The following is a 21,319-nucleotide window of genomic DNA, read 5'->3' as shown; positions in this document are numbered from 1 at the left end:
ATGAAAACATTAATGTTTCCCGGACAAGGCTCTCAATATAAGGGAATGGGAAAAGAGCTTTTTGATCAATATCCTTCTGAAACAGCGAGGGCATCGGCAATCCTTGTATATGATATTAAAAAATTATGTCTGGAAGATCCTGAAAAAAAATTAAACAATACCGAATTTACCCAGCCTGCATTGTATGTGGTGAATTCTTTCGGATACCAGGAGTTTTTAAAAAATAATTCTGCTCCCGATTTTTTGATTGGGCATAGCTTAGGAGAATATAACGCGTTGCAGGCTTCAGGAGTTTTTGATTTTGAAACCGGATTAAAATTAGTAAAAAAAAGGGGTGAACTGATGGCTGCTGCTAAAAATGGCGGGATGGCTGTGGTTTTAGGTTGTGATATTGAAACAATTAAAAAAATCCTTCAAAAAGCAAATCATGAAAAAATAGATATTGCGAATTATAACACACCTTCACAAACTGTACTTTCTGGTCCGGTGGATGACATTTCTGAGGTTTTAAAAGACTTTGAAAATGAAGGAATTAAAATAGTTCCGCTAAATGTAAGCGCTGCTTTTCACTCACGGTATATGAACAGTGCATCTCAGTTGTTCCGTTCTTTTCTCGATCAGTTTGAGTTTTCTCCAATGCAGATTCCCGTGATTTCAAATAAGAATGCCACCCCTTATGATGAAAAAAATGCCAGGAATGTCTTGAGCGATCAGATCAGTCATTCTGTACTTTGGACGGATACCGTTTTATATCTGCTGAATAAAGGAGTTACTCATTTTGAAGAAATCGGAGGACAGTTTTTAACCAAAATGGTCACAGAAATTAAAACGGTTAATGATAAAAATATTATTAAGCAAAACGGGATTCAAAAGAAACGACGTCTGTTTTTACTGCCATTTGCAGGTGGAAATCGGTATTCTTATCAGTTTTTACAGCCGTATCTTGACGATTTTGAATGGGTTCCGTTAGAATTACCAGGCAGAGGAAAGCGTCACAAAGAATCACTTCTCGATTCTTTTTACGATGCGATGGGCGATATTTACCAGCAGATCAGCACAGAAATAGATCCTGAGTATGACGTTATTTACGGACACAGTTTGGGTGCCATTTTAGGACATTGGGTGACGTACCGCCTTGAAAAAACGGGGAAAAAGCCGGCTAGACTGATCGTGAGCGGGGTTCCCAGACCTACGATCATCAATACAGATGCCCTCAAAGTGCTTCATCAGCTTCCTCAAAAAGAATTTGCTGAAAGATTGATCGCTATGGGCGGGATGCCGCAGACATTCATCGATAACCATACCTTTTTCGAATATGCCGAACCTATTTTAAGGGCTGATTTTAAACTGCTTGATTCTGTTAGCAATTACAGCGGAAGCCGTATCAAAACACCGATTACAGCGATTATGGGCACAAAGGAAACCTATGCTCACAAAATTGAGGAATGGAGAAGTTATTCTTATGGAGATATAGAATTTCATCACCTGGAGGGCGGTCATTTTTTTATCAATGATCATCCCGAAATGCTTTCAAAATTAATTTTAAAATCTTTATAATGAATACAACAGAAAAACAGTTGCCGGACACTTATCTGGTATTATCAGAGTTCAGGAAAAATGATGTTTATCTTCAGGATATGAATAAGGAAGAATTTATCACAGATTTTTTTCCGCCCACTTTTCCACTTTTAGTGCAGCGTCTTTCGGATATTACAGGCGCTTTCTATGCTGGAATGCTGAAACAGACGGGTGAACTTTTTGGTGAAGAGGCGATTCGTAAGCTTTCTGAGGCCTTTTTTTATGACTTGGGAACAAAGACGGCCTTGCGCAATTTGAATATCCACCCAAATCTTACGTCAAGTATTCCGGATATGACGAAAATTTTATTGGCGACGGTTTTTACTTCTAGCCCCGAGTATAATTTTGAAGTTGATGTATTAAATAAAAATCAACTGCACTTACAGGTAAAAGGTATAGACCGTTATCATAAAGCAACTCAGCAGTTTCATATTTCTGAATCCCTTGAATGGCCTGTTATAAAAGACTTTATTCGGGGAATCTGCGACGGCATGAAGCTGGATGTTTCATTTGAAATGAAGGTGCTGCAACTTCAGGAAGACAGCTCTTGTCACTACGAATTAATTGTTAATCATCACTAAAAATATTTTAAATAAAACCATTTCTCTCTCCATAAAAAGCAAAAACAAGTTGTACAATGGAATCATCACGATTTCGGATTGTCCTTTTGAACGGCTTCGCGAGATCAGGAAAGATTTTTTGCATATGGAGGAAGAAATGGTTTTTAATTCTTATTCATTTCAAAGCAGACAATTTTCTTATTTGCATGGGAAGTACAGTGCGAAGAAGTCTCTTTCAGCTCTGTTGAATCTCCCACCCACCGAAATTTTAATTGACTCAGGAATTTTTTTCCAGCCGATTGTAAAAACGGTGATACCGTCTCATGTAAAGATTAGTGTATCTCACAGTAAAAATATATCCGCGGGTTTTGCTTTTGATGAAAGGATTCTTGCCGGAATTGATGTGGAATTTAATCATCATTCAAAAAACTGGCTGGATCTTATTTCTGCAAAAGATACAGAGAAAAAACTGGCCTCTGAGCTTAATGCAAATCAACATGTTTTATTCTGGTGCAGCAAAGAATCTTTGGCTAAAGCTTTACAGATCGGCTTTACTTCAGATTTGCAGATTTTTGAAATTGGTGGTATCAAAAATATAGGAAATTATTTTGAGATTTCTTTTTTTGTTTTTCCCACATTTTAAATCTTTATTTGGCAGTATTTGTCAATTACACGAGACCAAAAAAAAATCGAAATATTTGCTGTAGAATTTCTAAAAATTATTTCAATTTGTAGATTCTTTCACAGCAAAAAAAACCAGATAATTAGAAAAAAATATTGAGGATATTGAAGAATAATATTTCTTTTATTCAATTGCAAAAAAAAAGATAAATCATTATGATTTACCTTTTTGTCTTATATATTTCTAGATTTAACCCTCAATAAACTCCAACAAATCCTTATTAATAACATCTGCATGAGTTGTCGGCATTCCGTGAGGGAAACCTGGATACGTTTTCAAAGTTCCGTTTTTCAACAATTTGATTGATTTCAAAGCTGCATTTTGATAAGGTACAATCTGGTCATCTTCCCCGTGAAGAACTAAAACAGGGATTTCAGTTGCTTTTAGGTCTTCTCTTTGGTCCGTTTCAGAAAACGCTTTGATTCCGTCATAATGAGCAACGATTCCGCCCATCATTCCTTGTCTCCACCAGTTTCTTTGCACGCCTTCTTTCACATTGGCACTTTCTCTGTTGTAACCATAGAAAGGGAAAGTCAAATCAATAAAAAATTGGTTTCTGTTATTTAAAGTCTGGTCTCTGATGCCATCAAACACTGACATTGGAACGCCGTCAGGATTCTCATCACTTGCCACCATAATCGGCGGAACTGCACTTATTAAAACTGCTTTTTTTGCTCTCCCATTTGCATATTTTGCCACATAACGGATTACTTCGCCACCACCAGTTGAGTGACCGATGTGAACTACATCTTTCAAATCAAGAAATTCTACCAATTCTGCCGCATCAGAAGCATATTGCTCAATTGTGTGATTGTAAATATTCTGGCTGGAACGACCGTGACCTCTTCTATCGTGAGTAACAACTCTGAAACCTCTTTGAAGAAAGAAAATCACCTGTGCATCCCAATCGTCTGAAGATAATGGCCATCCGTGGTGAAACATCAAAGTTGGTCCTTCGCCTTGGTCTTTGTAAAAAATCTCTGTTCCGTCTTTTAATTTTAGTGTGCTCATAAGTTAATTTTTTTAAATGTTTATAATTTATTGATTGTTTATTTTTTGTTGTCTTATTTCTTTAGCAAATGTATGGCGGTTTTACTTCTGAGAAATTAATCTAGTTTAATATCATCCATTTGGCTGAATATTTTTTATTTTGATATCTTAACTGATGTTAAGCTACAATGATTATTGCGGGTTTTGTTTTTCTATTCATCGTTTAGGTTCAAACTATCGTTGAAAAGGCAAAATATATAGTTAAGCTTCATTTTCCCTTACCAACTCAAGTAAATCTTCGGCTCCGCCATCAAATTTTTTCCCATTAACGAAGAAAGAAGGCGTTCCGTTCACACCACTCATAATCCCGCTCTCAAAATCGGCATCTATTTTTTCCGCCAGTTTCAAACTCTCCAAATCCTTTTCAAATTGAGGAATATTCAGTTTCAATTGTTCTGCCAATGTCATTAGGAAGTTTTCGTTCAACTCTCTTTGATTTTCATAAATTGCATCGTGCATTTCCCAGAATTTCCCCTGCAAATTCGCTGCTTCAGCCGCAATCGCTGCAATTCTTGCATATTGATGCATCTCGGAAAGTGGAAAATTCCTGAAAACAAATTTTACCCGACTTCCAAATTCCTTCATTAATTCTTTCAAAACCGGATAAGCGGCTCCACAATATGGACATTGGTAATCCCCGTATTCTACAATTTCTAAATCTGAATTCAAGTTACCTTGGGCGTGGTCAGTTTTGCCGACCGATGGTTTAAGTGACATAATTTATTTGGTGTTAAGTGTTTCCAAAGCTTCTAATATTCCGTCTGCTCCCGGATTGATGGCGGTAGGAGATAAGTAACTCCATTCGATGATTCCTTTTTTGTTGATAACGAACAATGCTCTTTTGCATTCGCCTTCTTCGTCATCATAAACGCCGTATTGTTTTGCTGTTTCTCCTTTCGCTTCAAAATCTGCGAGCAAAGGAAAATGTAGATTTCTGTTTTGAGAAAAGGCAAGATGACACCATTTGCTGTCCACAGAAATTCCAAAAAGTTCTGCGTCATATTTGTGGAAAAACTTCAAAGTCTCATTGTACAAAGCCATCTGGTCACTGCAAACCGGACTCCAGTCTGCGGGATAAAAAGCGAGAATCACATTTTTCCCTTTGAATTCTGATAAAGTAATTTTCTGGTCGGGTGTTGCAAACAATGTAAAATCGGGGGCAACGTCATTTTTTTGTAGCATTATAGTAGTTTTTACAGTTTAATTTTGAAATTAATATTCCGCAAATTATTAATGATAAAGCAGGTAGTATAAATATCCATTTCCCTAAATAATCGAGTAGGAAAAGAGCAGTAAACGCGCCAGATAAAAAGCCAATCCACAATAGCAAAAGATGAATCGAGTTAGATTTATATTCTTCTTTTTCTGCTTGATCTTTAGTAATACTCAGCATTGCGGTGTTTCTTGCCAAGCTGTTCAAAGTTCCTGTCACAAAATCGGTATTTACTTTTTGATTTCCGACAGACGTTACAATTGTATTCATCATTCCCATTGAAAATCCCACAATTGCAATAGATGATAAATTATTAATATCATAAAAATGCGCAATTATTGTATAGAAAATCAGAATTCCGGAAACGAGATAAAAAGTTAATATTTGGTTCTTAATCCGCTTCCACAATGATAGGCAAGTTCCTGCATAAATTCCTAAAAGAAAGAAAGCAATGACCGTAATCGAAGTACTGATGACTTCTGTTTTACCGTTGGAAAATGCTGCTCCGAGTGAAGTGGTATTGCCACTCATAAAGGAAACGTAGGTTTTCCATTTTATCAAACCAACGGCGTCTGTATATCCTGCGATGAACGCTAAGAATATCGCCAGTCTCTCTTGTATTCTGATTTGATTAGATAATAAAAGAGACTTTGTTTCCGCAATCAAAACGGTTACTTTTCAGGTTGAATGAATACTTTCTCAGTCGGAAATTTCTCAATTTCACCTTCTTTCAAGCCAAAATTGGTAACCACTACATCTTTCGGATTTCCGGAAAGCCATTCGCTCAAATCAATCGATTCGTAATGTCCGCTGTTGAATCCAATCAGGACTTTACAAACCGTATCGCCCGTATTTTTGATGTAATGTCCGGCTCCCATTGGTACATAACCTACATCTCCTGCACTGAACTGCTCTGTAATACAGGTAGATTCTGCAAGGAAAACCGACATTTCCGCTTGCCCTGAAATAAAATATTGCCATTCATCTGCATTCGGATGCCAATGCATTTCTCTCAAGGCTCCCGGCTGCAATTCCAAAATAGAACCAGACATTGTACTGCTAATCGGAAATTCTTTGCTGGTAACCAATCTTTGCAAGCCACCACCGGGAACAATTCTCGGCTGTTGAGAATGCAAAGGATAACGATGGAAACTTGTCAGTTCTATATCAGATTCATTCGGACGGGCTTCAGCTACGAAAGACATTTCATCTGGAACAATTCCTGCTGCGAAATAGGCTTCTTTCTGAGGTAACGCTGCCACTTGCTCTAAAGTTAAATTTAAATTCTGAGCGACAATTTCAGGTGGAACTGAAGAAATAAAATCCGTCACGCTGAACGTGTGGTCTTCAGAAAAATTACCATTATCAAATATTAAAATAAAATGACATTCTTCCGTTCCCGTCGCCTGAATCGAGTGACCGTACCCTTTTGGAAAATACCAAACATCACCCGGCTCAAAATTGTCTGTATAACTATGTCCATCAGGATGAATAATCGTAGTACGAACCGTTCCGGATATTACGTAAGCCCATTCCGCAGCGTTGGCGTGCCAGTGTAATTCTCTCATACTTCCTGGCTGCAATCTCATAGAAACGCCTGCGATTCCGATTGATGCTGGAAAATCTTTTACAGAAGCGCCTCTCGTGATTCCGCCATCGTTTGTGCGTGGTTCTTTTTTCTCTAATTCGTATTTGAAGCTTAAATTCTCGGTGTTCATAATATTATTTTTTAGTGATGATTAATTTGTTTCTTGTTCTTAATTTCTATTGTAAAACTACACAGGATAATGCTTTTTTTTAGACAGCTTTCGATGAATGGGCAAAATGAGTCGGTGGGAATTTGAAAGGAATAGTTGGTAAAAGAGGAGAGAGAATAGGAGGAAGATTAAAGAGGTGATATTTCGCTTCAAATTGCATTGTTGAAGTGAAAAGTAAATGTCATTTGGTTACAAACAAGGTTGTTTTAAACAAACTGCAAAGTAATCTTGGTTTGCGAAAAACAGAACATACAGTTTGTTATTTCGATAGGAATCTAGGCAATCAGGATTCTTTCAGAATGACAAGATACATAAAAAAATCACTGGAAAACCCCAATGATTTTAAATTGATTTTAGTTAATCTCTAGTTATTTATAAAGCCATTTCCGAATCAGCTTCGTGTAATTCGGCATCACGACATAAACCATCAGGAAAACAATTCCGCCAGAAATAATTAGTCCATCAAAATAATGATTCGTAGGTATTTTTAATAACCTTAAAAAGGGTAGAAGTACCAACGGAATCAATAATGACAGAGGATAAATCGCTGACCAAGTCGCTAAATATTGTTTCCAACGAACGGGAACTTTAGTTTCACTTTTAGATTCAAAAAGGAAATCGAGACCGGATTTTATTTTGTAATTATCATTTTTTCGGAACAACGGACTCACTTTTTCAATCATTTTTTTTCGGTTGTCAGATTCCATCCATTTTTTTAAATTTTCAATCGTATCAAAACGGATAATTACAGTATAAACAAAAGTCAAATTCGGAATCGGGCGTACAATCTGATGGTCGATAAAACCTTCGGAATGTTTGGTCAAAGGAACATTTCACTAAGCCATTGTTCGTATTCTTGTTGTTTTCCATCCAAAATATGATGGGTAATTACAACTGATGCGCCTTGTCTTTCCATAACATTCGTTTTTTTATAAATTTAAAAGGCTCGTTTGTATTGCCAAGGAATTTCTGTATCCAATTCCAGTTCGATGGCAGAATGCAATGCAAAATAGGGGTCACGCAAATGTTCTCTGGCGATGAAAACCAAGTCGGCATCATCATTCACAATAATGTCATTCGCCTGAACAGCCTCGGTAATCATCCCAACCGCACCGGTTGCAATCACCGTCTGATGCTTGATGGTGGACGCAAATGGTACCTGGTAATTTGGGAAAACACGGTCTTTGCTCACGTTGGCAAATCCCCCGCCCGAAGCGGTGATGAGGTCTACGCCATTTTCTTTTAATATTTTCGCTAAAACCAGGCTGTCATCCAAAGTCCACGCGTCGGGTATTTCCAGATAATCAACTGCTGAAATTCTTACGAGTAATGGCATTCCGTCCGGAATTTCTCTTCTTACTTTGCCTACGGTTTCTACAAGAAAACGGATTCTGTTTTCCAGACTTCCACCATATTCGTCATTTCTTTTATTGATAACAGCGGAGTAGAACTGGTGAAAAAGATAACCGTGACCGGCGTGTAGTTCTATGGTGTCAAAGCCTGCCTCTACAGCCCGAATTGCAGCATTCACAAATTTCTCTTTAAGTTCCTGAATTTCATCCACAGTTAATTCCTGAGGAATTACGCCGTTCATTTCTGTTGGGGAAGAAGATTTTACCGTCCAGCCACCTTCATCGTCAGAAAGAGGTTTCATTCTTTCGTTGGGATGTTTCAGGCTGCCTTTTCCGCCTGCATGCCACAACTGAATTCCGATTTTTGCGTCTTGTTCGTGCACAAAATCGACAATGTTTTTCCACGCATTTTTCTGCTCATTATTCCAGATTCCTACATCGCTCAAAGTCGCTAATCCTTCCTCGGAAACTGCGGTACATTCCGTCATTATCAGTCCGGCACCACCTACGGCTCTGCTTCCGAGATGAACAAGGTGCCAATTGCTTGGTATTCCGTTTTTTGAGCTGTATTGCTGCATAGGGGATAACACAATCCTGTTTTTAAGTTCAAGACTGCGAAGTTTTATGGGACTAAATAAGTTCATTGTTTTAAGATTTAATATTCTGTAAAAATAATTTGGTTTCGAGAAAAGCTTTCAGTAGAATATCTTTTATTTCTTCCAAAGCCTGTTTCGATGTTGAATTTTCTTCGTTGGTTAATTCCAAAATGTTGAGATTTTCTTCCAGCAAAGGAAGTAATCCCATTATTGCCACGCTCGATTTCAAATCGTGCGCTCTCAATTTTAACAGTTTGAAATCTTTATTTTCATAAGCTGATTTCATTTCCTGAAGATGAGTCGGGACTTTATCTAAAAATTGTTGCGTCACGGTTCTCTCAAAATCCTGGTCACCATCGCTTATGGATTTTATATAAGAAAGTTCAATGAATTCGTAAACAGGCGCAATTTCTTTGGTTTTCGTTTCCGTTTTTTCAGCTTCATTCAACCCAAAATTTGAAATTAATTTGAATAATTCTTCCTCTTTGATAGGTTTTGAAATATATTCGTTCATTCCACGGCTCATACATCTTTCACGTTCGCCCGCCAAAGCGTGAGCGGTCATTGCGATGATGGGAAGATTCAGTTTAAGTTCTTCACGGATTTTTTGTGTTGCCACATAACCGTCCATTTGTGGCATTTGAATATCCATTAAAACCAAATCGCAATCGTTGTTTGTCAGATATTCAACCGCTTCTAAACCGTTGGTTGCAATGTCAAAATCGATGTTCCACTGAGAAAGAAGATGCTTCATCAGACTTTGGTTAACTTCATTGTCATCAACAACTAAAACCTTCAGAGGTGCATTAGAATTATCTTTAAAATATTGAGTGTCGACTTTTGGATTAACATTCAACTGTTCTTCTGAAATCTGATAAGGAATAAAAAAGTGAAAAGTAGTTCCTTTTCCCTGTTCGCTCGTGACCTCGATGTCGCCATTTTGCAATTGAATTAAGCTTTTTACAATCGATAAACCGAGTCCTGTTCCACCATAATTTCTGGTGGTAGAATCTTCGCCTTGATTGAATCTTTCAAAAACTTCCTTTAATTTATCTTTATCAATTCCAATTCCCGTATCTGAGATTTTAAAACCGAGAACAACTTCTTTTTCAGTTTGTTGTTTGTTGTAAATTTCAATACTGATATTTCCCTGATGTGTAAATTTGATGGCGTTTCCGATGAGATTGACCAAAATTTGAGTTAATCTCGTAGCATCGCCATTTAAAGTATCCGGAATTGAAACATCAATTTTACTCGAAATTTTTAATCCTTTTTCTTTGGCTCTTTCCACAAAAAATGTCTCCACAGAATTAACCAGACCATTAATGCTAAAAGTTCCAGAAGTGATTCTCATCATTCCAGCCTCAATTTTTGATAAGTCTAAAATATCATTGATAATTGCCATAAGATTCTCTCCAGAACGCTGAATGGAAGACACGAATTCTTCCGAAGTTTTGTCTAAATCTCTTTTCTGTAAAAGATTAGTAAAACCTAAAATTCCGCTCAAAGGGGTTCTGATTTCGTGGCTCATATTGGCGAGGAAATTCTCTTTGGTTTGTGCGGCGACTGATGCTTTTTGTTCAGCAATATTCAGTTCTTCAATAAGGGAACGTTGTCTTTTGAACTGACGAAGGATGTGAAACCCAACAAATCCGCCACTCAAAATCAACAATCCTAACAAAGAAATATCATAAAATCTTGCTTTCTGTCCCATTTCCTCACTTTGTTTGCTGAGGTTGACCATGTCCAAACGACGTTTTGCATAGATTTTTGCTGTGATATTGGTAATTTCATTCGAAATTTTTCTCGCTCTTGGGTTGGCAATCGAAGTTTGGTCATCCATATCTCCAATGGTAGAGTGACGCAACAGAAGTTTTTCTTTTACGAGTTTTTTCTCCAAAGCTAAAACGCTGAGTCTGTGAATCAGTTTTTGTTCTTGGGCATCATTATTGTCTTTTGAAAGGGAGTCGAGAAAATTTTCCACTTCGTCAATTTTCTGGTCTATTCCGTGGAGATGAGTGATGTCATTGGTAGCGATGGAAGCTCTGATTCGGCTTTCTACACCTAAAATATCTCGATCAATTTCGCGCAAATGATTGCTGGAACGGAGTTCATTAAGTAAAGTGTTGTTGTTCTGAATCAGCTCTTTGGTATTTTGAGTCGAATTAATCTGAACCGCAATCAACAATAATGTTCCTGCGATAAACGTAAGGATTATAAAATAACTGAATCGTTTGTTACCCATTACTGAGGATGTTTTTTTCATAATTAATTATAAAAATGGATGAAAAATCAGATAGGCCAAACACCGTATTTAGAAAACATTCATCCTCGTATTAAGAGCTTTTCTGTAAGCATCTGCAACGGGAATGAATTTTCCGTTTATCATAATTCCGCCATCTTGTAAAGTGTCAATCTTACTGACAGAAACAATGAAAGAGCGATGAACTCTGATGAAATTGTCTTTTGGAAGGCGTTCTTCAGCGGTTTTCATTTTGCCGTGAATGGCAAACATTTTTTCTCTCGTGTAGAACTTAACATAATCGCCCATTGCTTCTGCATAAAAAATATCATCCAGCTTCAAACGCCTTGTGATATTGGAATCTCTTACGAAAAGAAATTCATCTTTTATGACTTCTACATTTTCTTTACGGCTGTCGATAATTGCCTGAGCTCTACTTACAGCTTGTAAAAATCTCGCAGGCATTACAGGTTTTAAGATATAATCTGCAATATTGAGTTCGAAAGCTTCGAGTGCATATTCTCTGTTGGATGAGGTGAAAATGATAATTGTATCTTTTCCGATAAGGTTTTTCGTGAGTTCGATTCCGGTCATTTCCGGCATTTCAATATCGAGGAAAATTAAATCGACGTGATTGGTCTGCAGATGATTGTAAGCTTCAATCGCATTGGAATATTCTTTTTCAATGATGAGATTCGGAACTTGTTTTGCTAAATGAGCAAGAGTCGTTCTTGCAATATCATTGTCATCAACGATTAAAGCTTTCATAGGAATAGTTATTTATGGTTGATACAAATATAATTATTCCTTTCTTGTTTTCCCAATTATCTGAAATATGAACGAATCATCCAAGCCATTTCTTCGTGCGTTTCCATCAATCCTGTGATAAAATCGCTGGTTCCAAAATCTTTGAATTCCTCTGCAAAAGGAGTGATGTTTCCTCTTAGAAATTCGATAATGTTTTCGTGGTCCGCCAATAAATCTTTCATATAACCCAAACCATCATTGGTTCTGTCGCTGTATTCGGTAAGATGGGTCAGTTCCAAATACATTTTCATGGTTGCAGGAGCGTAATGTCCAATTTTTCTCATTCTTTCGGCAACGCTGTCAATTAATTCGTCCAATTGTTTGTATTGCTCTTCGAAGAAAATATGGTTGGCGTGGAAATTATCTCCGGTTACGTTCCAATGAGCGTTTCTTGTTTTGATGTACAATAACGTTTCATCTGCTAAAAGTTTTGCCAATTGGTCTGCTACCGCTCGTGTGTTTTGTTCTGTGATTCCGATTTTTGTTTTCATAATAGTAAGATTTAAGTTGTTCTCTTTTAGTGATGTAAAATTCGGACGAAATGTTTTGGAATTGAGAGGTTTTTCGATGAACGGGCAAAATGAGTCGTTGAATTCAATTTTTAATGAGATTTTATATTGAATAGAAAAATTATCCAAAATGTAATTTATTAAACTAGTTAAATGTAAAGGATTTCTAACCTCCATAAATTTGTCATATCAAAATTAAACAATCAACAAAATGGAAAATAGAATATTAGGACTACATCATATCACAGCGATTGCAGACAACGCAAAAAGAAATTTAGCTTTTTATACTCAGGTTTTAGGCGTGAGATTAGTGAAGAAAACCGTCAACTTTGATGATCCCGGAACTTATCATTTTTATTTCGGAAACGAAGAAGGAACGCCGGGAACAATTTTAACGTTCTTTCCTTGGGAAGGAATTGGTAAAGGAACCAATGGTTCTGGTTTGGTAACGCACATTGGATATTCAGTTCCGAAGAGTAGTTTGGAATTCTGGAAAAACAGATTTCAACAATTCAATGTGAATTTTCAGGAAGGTGAAATTTTTGGTGAAAAACTGATTTCATTTCAAGACCCAGATGGATTACAATTGCAATTCATCGAATCTTCAATACCAAACGACAGAAAAGTTTGGACAACCGATGATATTAAAGACGAAAATGCTTTGAAAGGTTTCCACAACATTACTTTAACATTGAAAAAAGCTGACCCGACCATCAAAGTTTTAACCGATATTTTCGGATACGATTTGCAGAAACAGGAAGGCGAAAGATATAGATTTGCAACCGATGCGATTGAAACAGCTAATCTTGTTGACATTATTGAAAACGATAAAATTCAAGCTGGTAGAAATGCTGCAGGAACCAATCATCACGTAGCTTTCCGAGTGAAAGATGACAATGTTTTAATGGAATTCCGTGAAAAAGTAATGTCTGCAGGATTGAATATCACTCCGAAAATCGACAGAGATTATTTCTACTCATTATACTTCCGTGAACCAGGCGGTGTTTTATTTGAAATTGCAACGGATAATCCGGGATTCACTGTGGATGAGTCTTTAAACGAATTGGGAACCAACTTAAAACTTCCAAAACAACACGAAGCTTTACGTGAAAGAATTGAGCAGACTTTACCGAAATTATCATAGGTCATCACTCAATTTTTTTAACCTTCATAACTTAGCAATAAGCAAAAAATATTATTATGGAAACAACAAAAGTAGTTTTAGGAAATGTGAAAGGCGAGATTCAGCTTTTCTCAGACGATAAAAAGGCAGGAAAAATGGATATTTCGGTGATTAAAGATAAGCTAACCGTTTATCATACGGAAGTGGACGACGAATATGCAGGAAATGGTTTTGCTAAATTATTATTAAATCAATTGGTTTCTTACGCCAGAGAAAACGATTTGAAAATCGTTCCCCTTTGTCCGTATGTTCACGCGCAGTTCAAGAGAAATCCTGAAGAATATAACGACGTTTGGTTCAAGGAAGAGGCATAAATTTTCAAATTAAACCAAAATAAAAACACTAAAAACAATCAACAATCAACCAAATACCAACAACCAAAATGTCATTAATAACAGGACTTCACCACGTAACAGCCATCACAGGCGACTCTCAGGAAAATATCGATTTTTACACCGGAATTTTAGGACTTCGGTTAGTGAAAAAGACCGTCAATTTTGATTATTCCGATGTGTATCATTTTTATTTCGGGGACGAATTTGGAACGCCGGGAACGATTATGACAACTTTCCCGTATGGAAAAGGTTTGGTCAATGGGCGACACGGAAAAGGAATGTTGAATACAACTGCTTTCTCGGTTTCGATGGATGCTCTGGATTATTGGACGAATCGTTTGGAACAATTTAATATTCCTTTCAAACAGGCTCAGCAAAGATTTTCGGGTGAAGTTTTTATTTATCTGGAAGATTTTGACGGATTGGGTTTGGAATTGGTTTTCAATGAGAAGGATGATAGAAAAGGTTACGATAATGGATTTATTCCAAAAGATTTTGCTATCAAAGGAATTCACCACGTTGAAATTTGGCTGGATGCTTACGAAAGAACCGCAGCTTTGTTGACTACTCAGATGGACCATCAATTAATTGCAGAAAGTTCAGACCGATTCAGATTTGGAACAGAAGATAAACCTGGAAAATATGTGGATTTGCTTTGCACGCCAACTGCTCTAAAAGGTTTGGCAGGAAGAGGAACGGTACATCACATCGCTTTTGCAACTCCGAATGCGGAAACTCAACTTGAAATGATTGAAAAATTAAATAAATTCGGTTTAGAGCATACCGAAGTGAAAGACAGAAAATATTTTACTTCTGTATATTTCAAAGAGCCAGGCGGTGTTTTATTTGAAATAGCAACTTCAGGTCCGGGCTTCGATGTCGATGAGGAATTGGCTTCTTTGGGAGAAGATTTGATGTTACCTGAACAGTTTGAGGAAAAAAGAGAATATTTGATTGATGTGTTGCCAAAAATCAATTATCCAACAGAAAAATACAGATAAAAATGAGTCATATTTTAGATATAAAAACAGGAGGGAAATCGTTGAATGAAGCTGAAAGAGTTTTAATAATGATTCACGGAAGAGGCGGAAGTGCGCAGGATATTTTAAGTTTATCTCAACATTTGAATGTGGAAGATTACGCTTTATTGGCGCCGCAAGCAACCAATGGAGCCTGGTATCCTTTTTCATTCATTGCACCAGCAGAGCAAAACGAACCTTGGCTGTCGTCAGCCATCGAGACTGTAGGGAAAACAGTTCAGACTGCTTTGGATACAGGAATCAAAACTGAAAATATTTACTTTTTCGGATTTTCGCAAGGAGCGTGTTTGACTTTGGAATTTTTAGCACAAAATGCTCAGGAATTTGGTGGCGCAGTAGCAATTATCGGTGGAGTGATTGGTGAAAAAATCAACCGTGAAAACTACAAAGGAGATTTTGCTCAGACCCCGATTTTCTTGGGAACGAGCAATCCCGATTTCCACGTTCCGGTTGAAAGAGTGTATGCGACAGCTAATATTTTGAAAGAAATGAATGCTGATGTTACCGAGAAAGTTTATGCTAATTTCGGACATTCGATTAATCAGGAAGAAATTGAATTGGCGAATTCTATTGTTTTTAAATAATTAAAATTACCACGAATGCACGAATGATTAAATTCTATTCGTGAATTTGTGGCAAATTAAAATAAAGATTTATGAAAATCACAAGAATTTTTAATGACGAAAACGGAGAATCTCATTTTGAAGACAACGAAATCCTTTTAATCAATCAAGGCGAAATTGGATTTTTATCAGAAGATATTAATGTCAAAAAATTACAATTCAGAAAAGTCTCTGCTGATTACGATTTTGATTTTCATCAGGCGCCGCAAAAACAATACATTGTACTTTTGGATGGAGGTGTGGAAATCGAAACTTCATTAGGTGAAATAAGACAGTTTCAAACTGGAGAAATCCTTTTAGTGGAAGATATTTCGGGAAAAGGTCACAAAACCAAAAATCTCGAAAAAAAGGAAAGAACGTCACTTTTTATTCATTTATAAAAGATAAAAGATAAAAGATAAAAGATAAAAGATAAAAGATAAAAGATATTTTTGATAAATGTTGATATCATTATAACTTTCAACCTCAAACCTCAAACCTCAAACCTCAAACCTCAAACCTCAAACCTCAAATTAAAAAATTATGCACGAAGATATACTCCTTATTTTGGGTCTTTTACTGGTCGTAATGATGCTCGTAATGCTGGCTCAGCGTATTAAAATTGCGTATCCTATTTTCCTTGTTTTGGCAGGATTGGGAATCAGTTTTATTCCGGGAGTTCCGATTTTACAGCTCGATCCGGAAATTATTTTCCTGATTTTCCTTCCGCCATTACTGTATGAAGCCGCGTGGTACACTTCGTGGAACGACTTCTGGAAATGGAAAAGAACAATTGGTTTAATGGCTTTTGGATTGGTTTTTCTAACGTCGATTGTTGTAGCTTTTGCATCACAGGCTTTGATTCCCGGATTCACTTTGGCGATGGGGTTTTTGTTAGGTGGAATTGTTTCGCCACCTGATGCCATTGCAGCAACAACTGTTTTGAAAGGTCTAAAAGTCCCAAAACGTACCATCGCAATGTTGGAAGGCGAAAGTTTAATCAACGATGCATCATCCCTAATCGTTTTCAGATTTGCTTTAGCAGCCGTAATGACCGGAATGTTTTCTATGGAAGAAGCTACAGGACAGTTTTTTCTGGTCGCTGGAATGGGAATCGTTATAGGAATTGTGGGTGCGCACATTATTTATTTTATTCATAGATTTTTACCAACAACGCCTTCCATCGATGCAGCATTAACGGTGATGACACCCTATATTTTGTTTCTGAGCGCCGAGCATTTTCATTATTCCGGTGTGATGGCGGTGGTGAGCGGCGGTCTTTTTATGTCATTCCGTTCGCATGAGATTTTCAAAACGGGAATGACGAGAATTAATATGACGAGCGTTTGGAGCACATTGGTTTTCGTTATGAATGCCTTGGTTTTCATTTTAATAGGATTGGAATTGCCCGATATCATCAATGGTTTGGGCGAAAATACAGTGATGGAAGGCATTGAATATGGTTTGATTATCAGTTTAATAGTTATTGTTGTTCGTTTGCTGTGGATTTATCCGGTTGCGCATATTCCAAGATGGTTGAGTAAGAAAGTGAGAAAAGACCCAAGTCCGGGATGGAAAAATCCGTTGATTATCGGTTGGGCAGGAATGCGCGGCGTGGTTTCTTTGGCAACCGCATTGTCGATTCCAGTGATGATGAATGAGCAGGAGCAATTCCCGATGCGGAATTTGATTATTCTGATTACGTTTGTAGTAATTTTTGTGACGCTGGTTTTTCAGGGTTTAACACTTCCTTTAATTATTAAACTGACGAATATTGGTGAAATTGACGATATTTTACCCTCTCACGAACAGCAGGCGAAAATCCAAATCAGACTGGATAATTTGGCTTTGGAAAGAGTGAATGAAAAGTACGAACCGCTTTTAAGGGAAAATTCTTTGGTTGAAAATTTCAGAGATAATCTGGATAATGATGTCGCTCTGCAGCAAGGCTATCTGAGTTCTCTGGAAATGTGTACCAACAGGCGGAATGATGTGAGTGATTACAACAATATGATGCTCGATATTTTTGCATTGCAAAGAAAAGAACTGTTCAAAATGAAACGTGAAAAATTCTTCAGTGAAGATGAAATCCGAAAGGTAGAATCTCATTTGGATTTGAATGAACTGAAAATTACGGGAAACAAACATTTGTAATGAAAACCGACTTCCTAGCCCCGATAGAAACGGCATCCTTTTTTTGCGGAAGGAATTGCGGCTGGAAAAAAGATATAGTGGATAGCGGGAATTACTTCTAAATATAAATAAAATTAAATGGAAAACTTAAATTTTTTAGTCATTGGAAAAAATCAGGAAATTCTTAATACCTTAAAAAGAATCATCGAAAATAATGATGGTTGGAAAGCAGAAATCCAAAGTGATGAAACGGTTTGTTATGATTATATTAAAGAAAACCAGGTAGATATCGTTTTGCTGAGTTCCGGTTTGAAGGAAGAATTTGAAAATGAAATTAAGAGGTTTTGTCTAAATCTTGATAAAGAGGTCAAAGTAATTGACCATTATGGCGGAGGAAGTGGACTGCTAAAGAACGAAGTTTACACACTTTTTCCTAATTTGCAACCATAATCATTTATTTATGTTTCAGAATATCATCAAAAATCTCTCTCGATTTGTCACTTTGACGCCAGAAGAAGAAAAAATTTATGAAGATTTATTAACGCTTCAAAAGTTTCCTAAGAAAACAATTTTACTTCGGGAAGGAGAGATTTGTCAGTTTGAAGGCTTTATAAAAGAAGGTTGTATTCGTGCGTACTATCTTGATGAAAATGGTTTTGAAGTGACGATTCTTTTTGCCGTGGAAGATTGGTGGATTACGGATATTGCTTCATTTAATAATCAAATTCCGTCTCGTATTTTTATTGAAACTTTGGAAGATTCTGAAATTTATATGTTGACGCCGGAAACAAAAGAAGAGCTGTTGCAGAAAGTTCCAAAGTTTGAAAGAGCGTTCCGACTGATGATGCAGAAATACGTGGTGACCCTACAAAACCGTTTAATCAATACAATTTCCCAACCGGCTTCTGAACGTTATTTGGAGTTTATCCGAGTGTATCCTACGATTCCACAGAGAGTTGCGCAGTATTACATTGCTTCGTATTTGGGTGTTTCTAAAGAGTTTGTGAGTACAATTAGAAAGCGATTGGCGAATAAAGAGAAATAATACAATACGTTTAAATTTGTATAAATGTCAAATATGAAAGTATTTGACATTTTTTTTGTTCAAAAGTGATTTATTAAACTAGTTCAATTTTTTAGATTTTTCGTTGCCATACTTTTGCTTTATTAATTTAAACAATAAAAAAATGTCACAGGAAAACAAAACAGCAGAAGGCTTCGGAATGCCTTGGGAAGATGTCTACGGTTACGCACAGGCGGTAAAAAAAGGAAATACGGTTTGGATTTCCGGGCAATTAGGTCACAATGAGAAAGGTGAATTGGCGGAAGGAATGGAAGCTCAAATGATACAATCTTATGCTAATATCAAAGAACTATTATCAAGATTTGAGCTGACAATGGATAATGTAGTAGAAGAAGTAATTTATGCAATGGATATGACCACTGCGTTTGAAGCAAGAAAAAATTTCAAAACAGATTTTTATTCAAATCCGAAATTGGTTGCCAGCTCGATGATTGGCGTGAGCGGACTTGCTCTACCAGGACAACTCGTTGAAATTAAAATTATTGCAACCGTATAAGTTTATTATTAAGTTTTTCAAAAATGCTGATTTATTAAACTAGTTCAATGCGCAGGATTTTTCATCAGCCTAAATTTGTCTCATTAATACATACAAAAACAACATCGGATATGGACAGAAAAGATTTTTTAAAGAAAGGGTTATTGGGAACAGGAATGTTTGTTGCATCGGCTTCTCTTGGGAATACAATGAAAAATGAAATTGACGAAATTGAACCTTTGGAGCCAATTGGTTACAATCATTTACCCAATACAGATTCTAAAATTAAAGACAATTCTGTTTTTCATCAAGCTGATTCAAGAGGAAAGGCCAATCACGGGTGGTTAGAAAGTAATCACACGTTCAGTTTTGCCAATTATCATAATCCGGAGAGAATGCATTTCGGTGTTTTAAGAGTTTTGAATGATGATAAAGTTGAAGCTGGAAGGGGTTTCGGAACGCATCCTCACGATAATATGGAAATCATCAGTATTCCTTTAGAAGGTGATTTAGAGCATAAAGACAGTATGGGGAATTCAGCAATTATCAGAAGTGGCGATATTCAGGTGATGAGTGCAGGAACCGGAATTATGCATAGCGAATTCAATAAAAATAATGACAGCTTGGTAGAATTTCTTCAAATCTGGGTCTATCCAAACAAAAGAAATGTGACGCCGAGATATGACCAGATTACTTTAGACAAAACAAAAGGTCAAAACCAATTCCAACAGATTCTGTCTCCAAATGCAAATGATGAAGGTGTTTGGATTCATCAGGATGCTTGGTTCAATTTAGGGAATTTTGAAAATAATGTTGACACCAACTACAAAATCAACAAAAAAGGAAACGGAGTTTATGCATTTATTTTAAAAGGAAGTGCCGAAATTGAAGGTCAGAAATTGGACAAAAGAGACGGTTTTGGTGTTTGGGATATTTCCGATTTGAACATCAAATCAACTTCTGAAAATACAGAGATTTTGTTGATGGAAGTTCCGATGATAATGTAATTGAAAAAATTAAACAGTTGCTTTTTTAAGGGTGAAATAATATAATTAAATAGGCTTGGATTTTATTATCTAAGTCTATTTTTTTTGGCTTGATTTAAATTTCAGTTACGTAATTTTTAAATTTAAAATATTAATTATTAATAAGTTATATTTTAAATTAAGTTTTGTTTATTCTGTTTTAATAACATTATTTTTTTTCATAAATAAAAATAATAAAACTTTTTTTTAAATGTATTTTATTAAACTAGTTAAATGTGTAGGGGATAAAATCGCTCTAAATTTGTCATATCAAAATAAAACAAATACTAAAATTGATTTTGAAAATCAATCTAACATTATAACAAAACAACATTTAAAAATTAAACATTATGAAAAAGTTAATCTTAACATTCGCAACAGTAGTATTATCAGTATCGGGATTCGCTCAAAAAGCAGGAACTACAATGTTAAACCCTACTAACCACGCTTTGGTTTTAATTGACCACGAAGGGCAAATGGCATTCGCAACAAAAAACATCAGTATGGAAGAATTGAGAAATAATGTGGCTTTGGTTGCAGGTGGTTCAAAAATATTTAATGTTCCAACAGTAGTGACAACAGTAGCTGAAAAATCTTTCGCAGGACCCGTTTTCCCGGAAATTTCAGCTGTTTATCCTGAATCAACAAGTGGATATGTAGACAGAACAACGATGAATACTTGGGAAGACGTGAATGCTCACAAAGCGATTACAGGAAAAAATAAAAAGAAACTAGTTCTTGCAGGTTTGTGGACGAGCGTTTGTATTGTAGGGCCGGCTTTATCGGCAATTGATGAGGGTTACGAGGTTTATATTATCACAGATGCTTCGGGAGATATTTCAAAAGATGCTCACGACCAGGCGGTTACAAGAATGGTTCAGGCTGGTGCGCGTCCGATTACATCTGTTCAGTATGTTCTTGAATTACAGAGAGATTGGTCTAGAAAAGAGACTTACAAACCAGTGAATGATTTAATGAAAAAATATGGTGGTGCTTACGGATTGGGAATTCAGTATGCTCAGGATATGCTTAAACATTAATCAATTTCAATAACGGCAGGTTGAAAACCGACCTGCCTTTTTTCTTCAAACCATTA

Annotated in this window: 24 protein-coding genes; 14 read left to right on the top strand and 10 right to left on the bottom strand. The window is 36.4% G+C overall.

Going from position 1 to position 21,319, the window contains the following annotated elements:
* From fabD to M2372_RS01745, 3 genes are read left to right on the top strand one after another with little or no spacing between them, the layout of a single operon-like run.
* Complete coding sequence (gene fabD / locus M2372_RS01755) at positions 1–1,557, top strand: ACP S-malonyltransferase (protein ID WP_185018711.1); 1,557 nt, start codon at positions 1–3, stop codon at positions 1,555–1,557.
* Entirely contained in the window at positions 1,557–2,159 is a 603-nt protein-coding gene (locus M2372_RS01750) for a hypothetical protein (protein WP_123318621.1), read from the top strand. The genes fabD and M2372_RS01750 overlap by 1 nt, the downstream gene beginning before the upstream one ends.
* Positions 2,160–2,208: 49 nt before the next feature.
* Complete coding sequence (locus M2372_RS01745) at positions 2,209–2,781, top strand: 4'-phosphopantetheinyl transferase superfamily protein (RefSeq protein ID WP_148060730.1); 573 nt, start codon at positions 2,209–2,211, stop codon at positions 2,779–2,781.
* A 228-nt stretch (positions 2,782–3,009) separates the two neighbouring features.
* Here M2372_RS01745 and M2372_RS01740 read toward each other — a convergent pair whose 3' ends face one another.
* The 10 genes from M2372_RS01740 to M2372_RS01695 all read right to left on the bottom strand — a co-directional run bounded on the left by M2372_RS01740 (position 3,010) and on the right by M2372_RS01695 (position 12,328).
* A complete protein-coding gene (locus M2372_RS01740; RefSeq protein WP_123318623.1) occupies positions 3,010–3,831 on the bottom strand; it encodes an alpha/beta fold hydrolase in 822 nt (273 codons plus the stop codon).
* Positions 3,832–4,071: 240 nt separating this feature from the next.
* Positions 4,072–4,587 (bottom strand): DsbA family protein, encoded by a 516-nt coding sequence (locus M2372_RS01735; protein ID WP_123318624.1) that lies wholly within the window; start codon positions 4,585–4,587, stop codon positions 4,072–4,074.
* 3 nt (positions 4,588–4,590) lie between these two features.
* Positions 4,591–5,052: a redoxin domain-containing protein gene (locus M2372_RS01730; RefSeq protein WP_123318625.1), complete on the bottom strand. Its 462-nt coding sequence runs from the start codon at positions 5,050–5,052 to the stop codon at positions 4,591–4,593.
* The gene (locus M2372_RS01725) at positions 5,036–5,749 is read right to left on the bottom strand and encodes a YoaK family protein (protein ID WP_123318626.1); all 714 of its coding nucleotides are present in this window, start codon (positions 5,747–5,749) and stop codon (positions 5,036–5,038) included. The genes M2372_RS01730 and M2372_RS01725 overlap by 17 nt, the downstream gene beginning before the upstream one ends.
* Positions 5,750–5,754: 5 nt before the next feature.
* Positions 5,755–6,801, bottom strand: a complete 1,047-nt coding sequence (locus M2372_RS01720; protein WP_185018713.1) for a cupin domain-containing protein — start codon at positions 6,799–6,801, stop codon at positions 5,755–5,757.
* Between the two features lie 407 nt (positions 6,802–7,208).
* Positions 7,209–7,664 (bottom strand): antibiotic biosynthesis monooxygenase, encoded by a 456-nt coding sequence (locus M2372_RS01715; RefSeq protein ID WP_228455651.1) that lies wholly within the window; start codon positions 7,662–7,664, stop codon positions 7,209–7,211.
* A 113-nt stretch (positions 7,665–7,777) separates the two neighbouring features.
* Entirely contained in the window at positions 7,778–8,836 is a 1,059-nt protein-coding gene (locus M2372_RS01710; RefSeq protein ID WP_123318628.1) for an NADH:flavin oxidoreductase/NADH oxidase, read from the bottom strand.
* 4 nt (positions 8,837–8,840) lie between these two features.
* Positions 8,841–11,054, bottom strand: coding sequence for a hybrid sensor histidine kinase/response regulator (locus M2372_RS01705; RefSeq protein WP_123318629.1), 2,214 nt, complete (start codon positions 11,052–11,054; stop codon positions 8,841–8,843).
* A 48-nt stretch (positions 11,055–11,102) separates the two neighbouring features.
* Positions 11,103–11,798, bottom strand: a complete 696-nt coding sequence (locus M2372_RS01700) for a LytTR family DNA-binding domain-containing protein (RefSeq protein WP_123318630.1) — start codon at positions 11,796–11,798, stop codon at positions 11,103–11,105.
* A gap of 56 nt (positions 11,799–11,854) precedes the next feature.
* The gene (locus M2372_RS01695) at positions 11,855–12,328 is read right to left on the bottom strand and encodes a Dps family protein (protein ID WP_123319095.1); all 474 of its coding nucleotides are present in this window, start codon (positions 12,326–12,328) and stop codon (positions 11,855–11,857) included.
* A gap of 229 nt (positions 12,329–12,557) precedes the next feature.
* On the opposite strand from M2372_RS01695, the gene M2372_RS01690 reads away from it, so the two are divergent.
* From M2372_RS01690 to M2372_RS01640, 11 genes are all read left to right on the top strand, one after another.
* Positions 12,558–13,490, top strand: a complete 933-nt coding sequence (locus M2372_RS01690; protein WP_123318631.1) for a ring-cleaving dioxygenase — start codon at positions 12,558–12,560, stop codon at positions 13,488–13,490.
* A gap of 56 nt (positions 13,491–13,546) precedes the next feature.
* On the top strand, positions 13,547–13,843 hold the full coding sequence (locus M2372_RS01685) for a GNAT family N-acetyltransferase (RefSeq protein WP_123318632.1): 297 nt from the start codon (positions 13,547–13,549) through the stop codon (positions 13,841–13,843).
* Between the two features lie 68 nt (positions 13,844–13,911).
* On the top strand, positions 13,912–14,865 hold the full coding sequence (locus tag M2372_RS01680; protein WP_123318633.1) for a ring-cleaving dioxygenase: 954 nt from the start codon (positions 13,912–13,914) through the stop codon (positions 14,863–14,865).
* Between the two features lie 2 nt (positions 14,866–14,867).
* Positions 14,868–15,488, top strand: a complete 621-nt coding sequence (locus M2372_RS01675) for an alpha/beta hydrolase (RefSeq protein WP_123318634.1) — start codon at positions 14,868–14,870, stop codon at positions 15,486–15,488.
* 71 nt (positions 15,489–15,559) lie between these two features.
* Entirely contained in the window at positions 15,560–15,907 is a 348-nt protein-coding gene (locus M2372_RS01670; RefSeq protein ID WP_123318635.1) for a hypothetical protein, read from the top strand.
* Positions 15,908–16,049: 142 nt separating this feature from the next.
* Positions 16,050–17,660: a Na+/H+ antiporter gene (locus M2372_RS01665; RefSeq protein WP_123318636.1), complete on the top strand. Its 1,611-nt coding sequence runs from the start codon at positions 16,050–16,052 to the stop codon at positions 17,658–17,660.
* A 117-nt stretch (positions 17,661–17,777) separates the two neighbouring features.
* Positions 17,778–18,089 (top strand): hypothetical protein, encoded by a 312-nt coding sequence (locus M2372_RS01660; protein WP_123318637.1) that lies wholly within the window; start codon positions 17,778–17,780, stop codon positions 18,087–18,089.
* A gap of 10 nt (positions 18,090–18,099) precedes the next feature.
* Positions 18,100–18,684, top strand: coding sequence for a Crp/Fnr family transcriptional regulator (locus tag M2372_RS01655; protein ID WP_123318638.1), 585 nt, complete (start codon positions 18,100–18,102; stop codon positions 18,682–18,684).
* Positions 18,685–18,826: 142 nt separating this feature from the next.
* Entirely contained in the window at positions 18,827–19,219 is a 393-nt protein-coding gene (locus tag M2372_RS01650; protein ID WP_123318639.1) for a Rid family hydrolase, read from the top strand.
* 110 nt (positions 19,220–19,329) lie between these two features.
* On the top strand, positions 19,330–20,205 hold the full coding sequence (locus M2372_RS01645) for a pirin family protein (RefSeq protein WP_123318640.1): 876 nt from the start codon (positions 19,330–19,332) through the stop codon (positions 20,203–20,205).
* 368 nt (positions 20,206–20,573) lie between these two features.
* Positions 20,574–21,263, top strand: coding sequence for a hydrolase (locus M2372_RS01640; RefSeq protein WP_123318641.1), 690 nt, complete (start codon positions 20,574–20,576; stop codon positions 21,261–21,263).
* Positions 21,264–21,319: the final 56 nt, after the last annotated feature.

This window comes from Chryseobacterium sp. BIGb0232 (assembly GCF_024810195.1).
Lineage (GTDB): Bacteria > Bacteroidota > Bacteroidia > Flavobacteriales > Weeksellaceae > Chryseobacterium > Chryseobacterium pennae.
This window is presented reverse-complemented; position numbering and strand designations above follow the sequence as displayed.